Below are 11,463 nucleotides of genomic sequence, written 5' to 3'. Positions count from 1 at the left end.
TCTTTTCAACGGGGATCCCTGTCCCATCGCTTTGAGGTCTTGCGCCTGTGGGAACAAGATCCAGAGGTGCTATCCCGATACCCAGGCCTCTTGCCCTTGGCGGTACTGGCAGAGCCGGACAATCCAGAACCCCGTCTGCGGCAGGTGGCCAGAGCCATAGCTGAGATGGAGGATCCCAAGCTGCGGCAGGAGTTGAAAGCGGCCACTGCCGTCTTAGCAGGATTAACATGGACGCCAGAGGAAATCAGCAGGGTTCTAGGAGGTTTGGCTGTGCGGGAATCGACCATCTATCAGATGTGGCGAGCAGAAGCCCTCAAAGAAGGGCGAGAGGAGGGCCTGAAACAAGGCCTAGAGCAAGGTCTGCAACAGGGTCTGCAGCAAGGTCTGCAGCAAGAAGCAGCTCGACTGACTCTGAGTCAACTGCGGCGCAAGCTGGGATCTTTGCCGGAAGACCTGTCTGAAACCATCCGCCTCTTACCTACCGAGCAACTGGAGGCTTTGGCGGAAGCGCTGTTGGACTTCCAAACCCTGGCCGATTTGATCCAATGGCTCAGGGAGTCATCATCCAACTAGGGTTTGCCGTCGCGGCCTTTTCCAACCTCACAGGACTCTGTGGGTGAGTTAGGATCCCTGTTACTCAGATGGACTCGATGAAACGGCCACAGGTTTTGATCTGTGGCTACTACGGCTACGGCAATGCCGGCGATGAGGCGTTGTTGCTGGCTCTCTTACGAGAGCTAGAGCAGTTGCCCAGCCCCGTACAGCCGGTGGTGCTCTCCCGTCGCCCTGCCGAAACGGCTGCCACCTATGGGGTGCTGGCCTATCCGCGCTTCAACAGTTTGGCTTTACGGCGCTGTCTCCAGGAGGCCCAGGCTTTCATCTGGGGTGGAGGTGGCCTGCTGCAGGATCGCACCAGTTGGCGCAGCCCTCTCTACTACCTGGGGGTAATGGGCCTAGCCCAGCGATGGGGGCTAAGAACCGTTGCCTGGGCCCAAGGGATCGGGCCGCTGCAGCGAGGGTGGATTCGTGCACTGGCCCGCCGGTCTCTGGCAGGTTGCACGGCCATTAGTGTGCGGGATGGAGTTGCCTCCCAATGGCTGCAAGAGTGGGGGATCCCTCACCAGGTAGCTCCGGATCCCGTCTGGGATTTACCGTCCAAAACCTTGCCGGAATGGGAAATGTGGCCTCAGCCCCGTATTGCTGTGGTCTTGCGTCCCCATCCGCAACTGACCGGAGCCTGTCTAGAAGCTTTGAGCCAGGGTTTACAGCGTCTCCAGGCTTCCACGGGAGCACATCTTCTCTTCGTGCCCTTCCAGCTAGCCCCTCCCGGATCCCCTGACCTTGGGCCAGACTACCACTTGGCTCAGCAGCTTCAGCAGCGCCTACCCCACCGTAGCCAAGTGCTGGAAATTCGGGATCCCTGTCTATTGAAAGGAGTCTTTCGGGGTGTCAGGCTGGCGATCACCATGCGCTACCACGGATTGGTGATGGCGGCGGCAGAGGGCTGCGCCTGTTTTGGTCTCAGCTACGATCCCAAGGTGAAAACGCTGCTCCAGGAATTGGGCATGCCTGGCTGGGATCTGCAGGAGATGCCCACCGATCCTGAAGCCCTGCACCGAGCCTGGTTGGCTTGCTACTCAGAGGGTTCGGCTCTCAGTCCTGATCAAGTTGCGGTTTGGGTGGAGCAATCGACTCAGCACGGCCAGTTGCTAAAACAGCACCTGAGGTGGGATTGATGAGGTTCCGTGAAGATCGCAGCAGAAGCTGCTGCCCCTGTAGCTCTGTTTCCGAATGCCAGTGCGGATTTCGGTAGCCGTTGTTTTCGAGATCCGCTCTACCCTAAAAAATAGGGTTAAAGTACAGGGATCCCCCTCCATGACTTCCCAGACCCAGCCCTGCACGCGCGAACAGATCTTAAACGGGATGGGCATCACCACCCTGTTCTCGGCTCTCGTTGTGGGTCTCTGGATCGGGCTGGGATCCTCCTTCCCTGTGCCGTTTCGCTGGGATCCCCTGGCCTTGGCGTGGGGGGCAGGGCTGGGGCTAGGGGTGGCTCTGCTCAGCGGCGGGGTTTACCGGCTCTGGCCAGCCTATCGTCGGGCAGCCACTGCCTACTTACACTGGGTGGCGGATCCCTTGCGGTGGGGAGATGTCTTTTGGGTGGGCCTGCTGCCGGGCTGGAGCGAGGAATGGCTGTTTCGCGGTGTGCTGCTGTCAGCTCTGGTGGCCAGCCCCTTAGGGTGGACAGGCGGGATCCTGCTGAGCGGCCTCTTGTTTGGCGCCTTGCATTGGCTGGGATGGCAGGGCTGGCCCTATGCCGTCTGGGCCAGCGGGGTTGGTATCCTCATGGGGATTGGCTTGTGGCTGTCGGGAAACCTGTTGGTCACCATTGTCGCCCACACCCTTGTCAACTGGATTGGGGTTTGTGCCTGGAAATGCTTTTTCTCTCAAGCGGAGCCCTGAAGGATGCAGTTTTCCTGCTCCCCTCTTCCCTTATGGGAAAGGGGTTGCCTGTAAGCAGCGCAGAACCTTGGGCAAGTGCCGCAAATTGAGCTTAACTTACTTGTCGATGCCTTCCTGTCAATGCCCCACCGAGATCTCCTACAACTAGTTTGGGGATCCTTCTCGTGGCTGCGCGTGGGGCGATCTTTGCTGCTCGTCGGGCTGGTGGTGTACGGCTACCTGCTCTGGCTGGGCTGGTTTCAATCGGAGCGAATGATCTTTTTGCCTCGTCCCGCCAGCTATCGAGATGGGGACGCCATTCTCAAGCTCACGACCTCTGATGGGCTGCAGATTTCAGCGGTATATCTGCCCAATCCGGCTGCTGCTTATACCCTCCTCTATAGCCATGGCAACGCCGAAGACTTGGGGGATATCCTGCCCCGCCTGGTGGGCCTGCAGCAGGCCGGGTTTGGCGTCTTGGCCTACGACTACCGCGGTTACGGCACCAGCGAAGGGATCCCTTCCGAGGCCGGCGCTTACAAAGATATCGAGGCCGCTTACACTTACCTAGTTGCCCAAGGGATCCCGCCGGAGCGGATCTTGGTCTATGGAAGATCAGTAGGGGGCGGGCCCTCGGTTTACCTGGCAGCGCAAAAACCAGTGGGCGGCCTGATCCTGGAATCTACTTTCGTGACTGCCTTCCGCGTCTTGACGCGCATCCCGCTGCTACCTTTCGATCGCTTCGACAACCTCAGCCGCATGGCCAAGATCGATTGCCCGCTGCTAATTTTGCACGGTACCCAGGATCGTCTAATCCCCTTCTGGCATGCTGAAGCCCTTTACCAAGCAGCACGGGATCCCAAACGCTTGGTGCCCATCGAGGGAGCCGATCACAACAACTTGCTGCAGGTGGCCGGAGAGCGCTATGTCACCATCCTGCACCAATTCGTGGCCGAGCTGGTGGATCCCCATGTCGTCTTCCCTCAGTAGCGGCTTAGGTGAGGACAATCTTAAAATCACCTGCAATCCGCTCGGAAAATCGGGGTTTATGTGGCAAGATCGGAAGGGATCGGATCGAAGGATCTGGATCCCTGTCTCACCGGATTGAACCCCTTTACGGAGGATCAAGAGCGTATGTCTCTCCGACTTGGCGATACTGCTCCCAATTTCACGCAAAAGTCCACCCACGGCGAAATCGATTTCTACTCTTGGGCTGGAGATAGCTGGGTGGTGCTGTTCTCTCACCCCGCCGATTACACGCCGGTCTGCACCACAGAGCTGGGCACCGTTGCCAAGCTGATGCCCGAATTTGAAAAGCGGGGTGTGAAGGTAATCGCCCTCAGTGTGGACGATGTGGACTCCCACGTCGGCTGGGTAAAGGACATCGAGGAAACCCAGAACGCCACTTTGACCTATCCCATTTTGGCAGATGCAGACCGCAAGGTCTCTCAGCTCTACGGCATGTTGGATCAAACCAACCTCAATCAAGAAGGGCTGCCCCTGACGGTGCGCTCGGTGTTCGTTATTGATCCCAACAAGAAGATCCGCCTCATTCTCACCTACCCGGCCAGCACGGGCCGCAACTTCGACGAGCTCCTACGGGTGATCGATGCCCTACAGCTGACGGATAAGTACAATGTCGTCACCCCTGCCGACTGGAAAGACGGTGACGATGTCATCATTCCGCCTTCGCTGAAAGATCCGGAAGTGCTGAAAGAGAAGTTCCCAAAAGGCTACAAGGAAATTAAGCCCTATTTGCGGGTCACCCCTCAGCCCAACAAGTAGAAGTCTCAGCAATCGAACCTACTTTCGGCTGCTCCCTTCTCTGCCGAAGCTGCGCTCCCCTCGATTTGGATCCCCGACCAGGGGATCCTTTTTTATTTCAAGCCAGATTGAGACACTTTCCCTTTGGGAGAGAGGAGTTAGGGATCCCTCATTTTGCAGTTGGGGAAAGTTTATTCTTCAAAGTTTATTCTTCGGGGAAAGAAGCCGCCTCTGCTGCTTTTTTGGCCAGCTCATCTACCGTGAAGTAGCGATGAAACTTATCGGTCACCCGCAACCAGGGGGAACGGCTGCCTTCTTTGCGATAGCGGGTCACAAAGCCTTTTTCCACCAACTCTGCCACGTGCTGATAAGCACCTTGACCGCGCAACTCCACCAAATCGGCTTGCGAGAGAGGGCCACGCAGAATGATGGTGGCCAGGGTACGGGTGGCACCCACCCCAATTTCAGGGGGTAAAAGCTGGTTGGCCAGCTCCAAAAACGGCTCCCGCAACTGCAGGGCAAACCCTTCCCCCACCTGTAGGACTTCCAGGGCAGAATCGCGATGGGCATAGTCTTCCATTAATTCCAGCAGCGCATCGTAGGCTTCGTCGCGACTGCAATGGGCCAACTGGGCCAGGGCGGATAGCTCCAGGGGCTGCCCTTTTAAGTAGAGGATCGCTTCGATCTGATTTTTCAGGGCCAAGACACGCTCCCTCTGACCTTGCCTTTCCGCCAACAAGGGATGCGAAATCGACTTAAGAGAACGCGGGGCCATTGCAACAAGGGATCCGCTCAACTTGCTCCGTAGCATAGCAGCAGTTGCGGCTTAGGGGATCCTTTGGCCGAGCGAGCAGCCTTGCCCTCAGGCTAGAATCCCACCCCCGAGGCCACCACCATCACCACCACCGCCGCAAAGATAATCAAGGCGTAAAACTGGGCCTTGCCGCTCTCCAGGTATTTCATCGCCTCGCCGCTCACCATGGTCACCAAGCCCGTCAGGTTGACCACACCATCCACAATGCGGCTGTCCACCTCCAGCGCCTCCCGTGCCACGAAGCGGGTGCCCTGCACAAAGACTCGCTCATAGAGGTCGTCAATGTACCACTTGTTGAGGGAGAAGTAGTAGAGCGGCTGCAGGCTTTGGGGGAAGGTGCCCGGGTCGATGCGCTTTTGCCAGTAGATCAAGCTGGCCAAGGTGATGCCGATCAGCCCAATGCCCACGGAGCTACCCGCCATGATCAGAAACTCTGCCCAATCGAAATGGCCCGCCAGCACCTCCTGCCACTCTGCTGCCACCAGCGGCAAAATCGAGCCTGCCTCCGCCACAGACTCAGCCGGCGGGTGGATGAAAGCTTCAAAGAAGTTGGCAAAAGGGGTACCCACCAGGCCAATCAGCACAGAAGGGATGGCCAGAGCCAACAGCGGGAAGGTCATCGACCAAGGGGACTCATGGGGCTCTGAGGCATGGGCATCTCCGTCGTGCAGGTTTTCGTGGGCTTCAGGATGGCTGCTGGGCTGGGGTTTTTCTTGAATGTTCATGGCTCCAGGGCCAAAGGCCGGTTGTTTCCCCGCGAAAACATAGGCAAAAGCTGGCACAGGACGGCCCTGGCTGATGGCCACCTCCTGCCGCAGTCTCAGGTTGGTGCCGCGAAACTCCCCTTCGAAGGTGAGGAAGTAGATGCGGAACATGTAGAAGGCGGTGATCCCGGCGGTGAGGAAGCCCACCCCCCACAGAGCTGGGTTCCGTTCGAAAACAGCGCCCAAGATCTCGTCTTTAGACCAAAAGCCGGCGAAGGGCGGGATCCCACAAATGGCCAACGTGCCGATCAAAAACGTGATGGCCGTAACCGGCATGTATTTGCGCAACCCCCCCATCAGGCGCATGTCTTGGGCCAAAACCGGGTCATGGCCGACCACCGCTTCCATGCCGTGGATAACTGAGCCAGAGCACAAAAAGAGCATCGCCTTAAAGTAGGCGTGGGTCATCAGGTGAAACAGGCCCGCCCCATAGGCGCCGCACCCCATGGCCATGACCATGTAGCCCAGCTGGGAAATGGTGGAGTAGGCCAAGCCTTTTTTGATGTCGTTTTGGGTGATGGCAATGGTGGCCCCCAAGAAGGCTGTGCCCGCCCCTGTCCAGGCGATGATGTCCATGGCCACCGGGATCCCTTCCAGCACCGGGAACATGCGGGCCAAGAGGAATACCCCAGCCGCCACCATCGTCGCCGCGTGGATGAGAGCGGAAATGGGCGTGGGGCCCTCCATGGCATCCGGCAACCACACATGCAGCGGGAACTGGGCCGACTTGGCCACCGGCCCCAAGAACACCAACACCGCAAACAGGGCAATCAAGCTGCTGCTCACTGCCCCGCTAGCCAGCATCTCATGCAGATTGCGCCCGATCTCGTCAAACGCGAAGGTACCGGAAATCCAGTAAAAGCCCAAAATGCCCAACAGCAGGCCGAAATCTCCCACCCGGTTGACCACAAACGCCTTTTGCGCTGCTTCTGCCGCTGCCTGCCGGTCGTGCCAAAAGCCAATGAGCAGGTAGGAGCACATCCCCACCAGCTCCCAGAAGATGTAGATCTGCACCAGGTTGGGGCTGACCACCAAGCCCAGCATCGAGGAGCTAAATAAGCTCAGGTAGGCGTAGAAACGCACATAGCCGGGATCGTGGGCCATGTAGCCATGGGAGTAGATCTGCACCAGAAAGGCCACGGTGGTCACCACCACCAGCATCATGGCGCTCAGGTGATCCACGACAAAGCCCATGTCCACCGAGAAGGATCCCGCCTGGGCCCAGGTGATGGTTCTGAGGACGGTTTCGTGCCCTTGCACCTGGCTGACCAAAAGGGCAAAGGCATGAACCATCGCCGTCCCGGTCGCGAACACGCTCAAAAAGGCAGCCAAAGAGCGGTTGGCCCTTGTCCAGGCGTTGAACATCAGGATGCCTAAGCCGAGGAGAAAGGCCGCCACCAAAGGATAGACGGGGATCAACCAGGCGTATGTGTAGATGAATTCCATGGGAAATGCTTCCGAATGCGTCCTCTCACAGCAACGAACCTGCTCTGCTAGCCCTGCAATTGGCCGGTGGGAGTGTCTGGTGGGCTGGCATTTGCTCAACTGCTTCTGCCATTGTAAACTTTTGCGACAGAGTGCGGATCCGGATCCCGAGCATCAAGTCCATCACAGCAGAGGCTTTTCCCAGAGATCAATCGGGATCCCCGCAGCTAAATCTGTAAATATCCTAAAGAATCGGCTCTGAGCCCAAGCTGACGGTCGCAAGCAAAAAGATGACAGGGATCCCTTGCGAGCGCTACAACGAAGGCTAGATCTACTGGCGGTCTGGAGAAACTACCCATGAGCTTGAACCTGGTGACCTTGGTGGGGCGAGCCGGCATGGATCCGGAGGTGCGCTACTTTGAGTCGGGCAGGGTGGTGTGTACCTTCAGCCTGGCGGTGAACCGATTCCGCAAAGGAGAAGACAAGCCCGATTGGTTCAGCCTAGAGTTGTGGGGCCGCACTGCCGAGGTGGCCGGAGAGTATGTGCGCAAAGGCAGCCTCATCGGGGTAACAGGCAGCCTCAAGTTCGATCGCTGGAAAGACAAATCCACCGGAGAAGAGCGCCAGAGGCCCATCATCGCTGTAGATCGCCTAGAACTGCTGGGATCCCGTCAAGACCGCGACTCCAACCTGCCCCCCGAAGAGCCGTTTTGACCCGTTGGACTGGAGCTGGGCAACCTCAAGGTCCCGCTCCTTCCAAGCATCGCCTACAGGCCTGCACCACTGCTGTCAAATCCTGGCTGCACCAGGGATAGTCCAACGGGGGTCGCCGGATCACCCACAAAGGGATCCCCAGGGTTTTGGCCACTGCCTGTTTGATCCCCAGCCCACCTGCTTCCCCAGAAGCTTTGCTGATCACCACCTGAGGGCTGAACCGCTGCCAAAGCTGCAGTTCCTGCTCAAAGCTGAGGGGCAAGCGCATCCCGATCACCCGCTCGGCAGGGATCCCGGCTTGCACCGCTTGGGGAACCGATTCCGGCAGCACCCGTGCCCACAGTTGGCAGCGATCTTGCCAAGGTACAAACAGTGGCAGGGCCTTCACTCCCACCGTCAGCAGCACCCGCCGCCCCGCCAGCACCGCCTCTGTGAGCACCCCCTGCCAGTCCGGCACCACCTGGACCCAGGGATCCAGCTCCAGAGGAGGGCGTTCGTAGCGCAGGTAGGGGATCCCCAGTTGGGCCGTCACCTGGATGGCCAGTTGCGAGATCTGCAGGGCAAAAGGATGAGAGGCATCCACCACTACGCGGATCCGGCACTCTTGCAGGAATTGTTCCAGAGATGGCGGCGAAAATCGGGTGACCACCACCTGACCGGGCAAATCCTGATACAGCCTTCTGGCCCCTTCGGTGGTGACGGTTGCCACCCAAGGGATCCCCTGCCGGCTGAGGGCGTCGGCCAAGCTGCGGCTCTCGCTAGTGCCCCCGATCAAAGCCACTTCAACTGGACTACCAACTGAGCTCATGGTGTGTTGCCAAACTTTGACGCCCGTAGATACGATCAAGATCACCGGCTGGAGGCAATTGCTCATGATCGAGATGCATGTGGCTGGGATTGCGGTCGATGCCGTCAACCAAAACCCCATTGTCATCCTGCGCGATGGCAGTGAGCGTCGTGCCCTGCCCATTTGGGTGGGAAAAGCAGAGGCCAACGCCATTTTGCAGGCCCTGGACGACCAAAAGCCACTGCGCCCCATGACCCATGATCTCATCCTCAACTCCTGGAAGACGTGGGGGATCAAGCTGGAGCGAGTCATCATTCACGCGTTGCTGGATAACACCTTCTACGCGGTGCTCGTCACCGTGAATGGTGACAAAAAACAAGAGATCGACTGCCGCCCCAGCGACGCCATTGCCCTCGCTCTGCGGGCCCATGTTCCCATCTGGACGGTGGAAGAGGTCATTGCGGAAGCCTCGATCCCCATGAACCAGGATGCCGACGAAGCAGAGCGGGAGGCCTTTCGCAAGTTTGTAGAAAATGTAACCCCCAGAGACTTTATCCGCAGCTACCCCATGACCGACCATCCCACCGAAGCCGACAGTTAAGCAGCTAAGGCGGAGCCCACCCCCAGGGATCCCGGCAGACAGGCCATGCCCCAGGTTGCCAGGTTAACGGTCTATCCCATCAAGTCCCTGGATGGGATCTCTTTGTCTGAGGTGAGGCTGACGGCGGGGGGAACTTTGGAAGGGGATCGGCGCTACGCCCTGGTGGATGCGGAGGGGAAGCGGGTGAACGGCAAACGCCATGCTGCGGTCCACCGCCTGCGGGCCCGGTTTGATCCCCAGTTGGGCCAGGTGCAGTTGTGGGGGGAGGGCAAGGCGGCTCAGTTTGACCTGCAGCAGCAGCGGGATGCTTTGCAGACTTGGCTCAGCGATTGGTTCGGTTTTCCGGTGCAACTGCTGGAGGAGCCTCTCAGGGGGTTTCCGGATGATCCCTATGCCGACGGCCCCACCCTGATCAGCACAGCCACTCTCGAGACAGTGGCCAATTGGTTCCCCGGCCTCACCCCCGAAGAGATGCGGCAACGCCTTCGCATGAATATCGAGCTGTCGGAATGTCTGCCCTTTTGGGAGGATCGGCTCTTTGCCCAGGCAGATCAAGGGGTGCGCTTTCGCATTGGGGAAGTGGAGCTGCTGGGCCTCAACCTCTGCGCCCGCTGTGTGGTGCCCACCCGGGATCCCCTGAGCGGAGAGGCCTATCCCGGTTTTCAAAAGCACTTCGTGGCGCAACGGCAGAAAACCTTGCCACCCTGGGCCGAAGCCAGCCGCTTTGACCATTTCTATCGCCTTGGGATCAATACGTGGATCCCGAGAACGGAGGCGGGCAAGCACCTGAGGGTTGGGGATCCCGTCGAAATCCTCGGGGTTGAACCCCTCAGCCTCTACCCTGAGCTGAGTCGAATCCCAGGTTAGTTTCCGACCTACAATCAAGCTAGAGCAGCTCTTTTGGCTTGACCAAGCTATGCAAACCCTGGATCGGCCCAACGCCCCCACCCAGCAGCCCTACCCAGAACCGGTCTATCCCCGTCGCCCCACCCGTACGGTGGCCGTAGCTGATGTGTTGATCGGCAGCCAGCACCCGGTGGTGGTACAGTCCATGATTAACGAGGACACCCTCGACGTCGACGCGGCAGTAGCCGGGATCCGCCGTCTGCACGAGGCGGGCTCAGAGATTGTGCGGGTTACCGTTCCCAGCATGGCCCATGCCAAGGCGATGGAGGCAATTCGGGAGAAGCTGATCCAAACCTACAAGCCCGTGCCTTTGGTAGCCGATGTCCATCACAACGGCATCAAGATCGCCCTGGAAGTAGCCAAATACGTGGACAAGGTGCGCATCAATCCAGGGTTGTTCGTCTTTGAAAAACCTCAGCCCGGTCGCACAGAATATACCCAAGCCGAATTTGAGGCCATCCGCAACAAAATCCGGGAAACTTTCACCCCCCTTGTCCAGACCCTCAAAGCCCAGAACAAAGCCCTGCGCATTGGGGTCAATCATGGATCCCTGGCAGAGCGGATGCTCTTCACCTACGGGGATACGCCTGAGGGCATGGTGGAGTCGGCCCTGGAATTTGCCCAAATCTGCGCCGAGCAAGACTTTCACAATGTGGTGCTTTCCTTCAAGGCTTCCCGCCCGCAGGTCATGTTGGCGGCCTACCGGCTGGCAGCCCGTCGCTTCGATGCCCTGGGCCTGAATTACCCCTTCCACTTAGGTGTCACCGAGGCGGGCGATGGAGAATATGGGCGCATCAAGTCGGCGGTGGGGATCGGAACCCTCTTGGCTGAAGGGATCGGCGACACGATTCGGGTTTCTCTCACGGAAGCGCCAGAGAAGGAGATCCCGGTGGCCTACGGCATTTTGCAAGCTCTGAACCTGCGCAAAACCATGGTGGAGTATGTGGCCTGCCCTTCCTGTGGCCGCACCCTCTTCAATTTGGAGGAGGTGCTGCAGAAGGTGCGCGCCGCAACCCAGCACCTGGTGGGGCTAGACATTGCCGTCATGGGCTGCATTGTCAATGGGCCGGGAGAAATGGCCGACGCCGACTACGGCTACGTGGGCAAGACGCCGGGGGTGATCTCCCTCTACCGCGGCAAAGAAGAAGTGAAAAGGGTGCCGGAATCGGAAGGCGTGCAGGCGCTGATCGATCTGATCAAAGCCGATGGGCGCTGGGTGGATCCCCCTTCTTCCCATTAACTCTGC

The 11,463-nt window shown here is 58.8% G+C and carries 12 protein-coding genes; 9 read left to right on the top strand and 3 right to left on the bottom strand.

The window, feature by feature from the left end:
- The 5 genes from NW856_RS04250 to NW856_RS04230 form a co-directional block, all read left to right on the top strand.
- The coding region (locus NW856_RS04250) for a DUF4351 domain-containing protein (RefSeq protein ID WP_414399275.1) at positions 1-573 on the top strand (573 nt) is incomplete at its 5' end.
- 77 nt (positions 574-650) lie between these two features.
- On the top strand, positions 651-1,736 hold the full coding sequence (gene csaB, locus NW856_RS04245; RefSeq protein ID WP_414399274.1) for a polysaccharide pyruvyl transferase CsaB: 1,086 nt from the start codon (positions 651-653) through the stop codon (positions 1,734-1,736).
- A 139-nt stretch (positions 1,737-1,875) separates the two neighbouring features.
- The gene (locus tag NW856_RS04240; protein WP_414399273.1) at positions 1,876-2,463 is read left to right on the top strand and encodes a lysostaphin resistance A-like protein; all 588 of its coding nucleotides are present in this window, start codon (positions 1,876-1,878) and stop codon (positions 2,461-2,463) included.
- Positions 2,464-2,637: 174 nt separating this feature from the next.
- On the top strand, positions 2,638-3,432 hold the full coding sequence (locus NW856_RS04235; RefSeq protein ID WP_414399271.1) for an alpha/beta hydrolase: 795 nt from the start codon (positions 2,638-2,640) through the stop codon (positions 3,430-3,432).
- Positions 3,433-3,576: 144 nt separating this feature from the next.
- A complete protein-coding gene (locus NW856_RS04230; protein WP_414399269.1) occupies positions 3,577-4,227 on the top strand; it encodes a peroxiredoxin in 651 nt (216 codons plus the stop codon).
- A gap of 184 nt (positions 4,228-4,411) precedes the next feature.
- Here the strand turns inward: NW856_RS04230 and scpB are convergent, their stop codons facing one another.
- On the bottom strand, positions 4,412-4,909 hold the full coding sequence (gene scpB, locus NW856_RS04225) for an SMC-Scp complex subunit ScpB (RefSeq protein ID WP_414399267.1): 498 nt from the start codon (positions 4,907-4,909) through the stop codon (positions 4,412-4,414).
- 164 nt (positions 4,910-5,073) lie between these two features.
- Positions 5,074-7,230 (bottom strand): NAD(P)H-quinone oxidoreductase subunit 5, encoded by a 2,157-nt coding sequence (locus NW856_RS04220; RefSeq protein ID WP_414399265.1) that lies wholly within the window; start codon positions 7,228-7,230, stop codon positions 5,074-5,076.
- Positions 7,231-7,566: 336 nt separating this feature from the next.
- Between NW856_RS04220 and NW856_RS04215 the strand changes: the two genes are divergently transcribed.
- Complete coding sequence (locus NW856_RS04215; protein ID WP_414328679.1) at positions 7,567-7,923, top strand: single-stranded DNA-binding protein; 357 nt, start codon at positions 7,567-7,569, stop codon at positions 7,921-7,923.
- 25 nt (positions 7,924-7,948) lie between these two features.
- On the opposite strand, the gene NW856_RS04210 is transcribed toward NW856_RS04215, so the two are convergent.
- Positions 7,949-8,731: a cobalt-precorrin-6A reductase gene (locus NW856_RS04210; protein WP_414399263.1), complete on the bottom strand. Its 783-nt coding sequence runs from the start codon at positions 8,729-8,731 to the stop codon at positions 7,949-7,951.
- Between the two features lie 64 nt (positions 8,732-8,795).
- Here NW856_RS04210 and NW856_RS04205 point away from each other — a divergent pair, with 64 nt between their 5' ends.
- The 3 genes from NW856_RS04205 to ispG are packed head-to-tail and all read left to right on the top strand — an operon-like array spanning position 8,796 to position 11,457.
- On the top strand, positions 8,796-9,311 hold the full coding sequence (locus NW856_RS04205; RefSeq protein WP_011431791.1) for a bifunctional nuclease family protein: 516 nt from the start codon (positions 8,796-8,798) through the stop codon (positions 9,309-9,311).
- A gap of 45 nt (positions 9,312-9,356) precedes the next feature.
- Positions 9,357-10,178, top strand: coding sequence for an MOSC domain-containing protein (locus NW856_RS04200; RefSeq protein ID WP_414399262.1), 822 nt, complete (start codon positions 9,357-9,359; stop codon positions 10,176-10,178).
- A 49-nt stretch (positions 10,179-10,227) separates the two neighbouring features.
- Positions 10,228-11,457, top strand: a complete 1,230-nt coding sequence (gene ispG / locus NW856_RS04195) for a (E)-4-hydroxy-3-methylbut-2-enyl-diphosphate synthase (RefSeq protein ID WP_011431793.1) — start codon at positions 10,228-10,230, stop codon at positions 11,455-11,457.
- Positions 11,458-11,463: the final 6 nt, after the last annotated feature.

Source organism: Synechococcus sp. R3-13, from assembly GCF_047462195.1.
Taxonomy (GTDB): Bacteria; Cyanobacteriota; Cyanobacteriia; order Thermostichales; family Thermostichaceae; genus Thermostichus.
The sequence above is the reverse complement of the archived record's forward strand: the minus strand, read 5'-3'. Positions and strand labels throughout refer to the sequence as shown.

What these genes read in the sequence shown, in the direction of transcription:
- csaB (WP_414399274.1), top strand. Translation starts at nt 651, where the DNA reads ATGAAACGGCCACAGGTTTTGATCTGTGGCTACTACGGCTACGGCAAT.
- NW856_RS04240 (WP_414399273.1), top strand. Translation starts at nt 1,876, where the DNA reads ATGACTTCCCAGACCCAGCCCTGCACGCGCGAACAGATCTTAAACGGG.
- NW856_RS04230 (WP_414399269.1), top strand. Translation starts at nt 3,577, where the DNA reads ATGTCTCTCCGACTTGGCGATACTGCTCCCAATTTCACGCAAAAGTCC.
- NW856_RS04220 (WP_414399265.1), bottom strand. Translation starts at nt 7,230, where the DNA reads ATGGAATTCATCTACACATACGCCTGGTTGATCCCCGTCTATCCTTTG.
- NW856_RS04215 (WP_414328679.1), top strand. Translation starts at nt 7,567, where the DNA reads ATGAGCTTGAACCTGGTGACCTTGGTGGGGCGAGCCGGCATGGATCCG.
- NW856_RS04210 (WP_414399263.1), bottom strand. Translation starts at nt 8,731, where the DNA reads ATGAGCTCAGTTGGTAGTCCAGTTGAAGTGGCTTTGATCGGGGGCACT.
- NW856_RS04205 (WP_011431791.1), top strand. Translation starts at nt 8,796, where the DNA reads ATGATCGAGATGCATGTGGCTGGGATTGCGGTCGATGCCGTCAACCAA.
- NW856_RS04200 (WP_414399262.1), top strand. Translation starts at nt 9,357, where the DNA reads ATGCCCCAGGTTGCCAGGTTAACGGTCTATCCCATCAAGTCCCTGGAT.
- ispG (WP_011431793.1), top strand. Translation starts at nt 10,228, where the DNA reads ATGCAAACCCTGGATCGGCCCAACGCCCCCACCCAGCAGCCCTACCCA.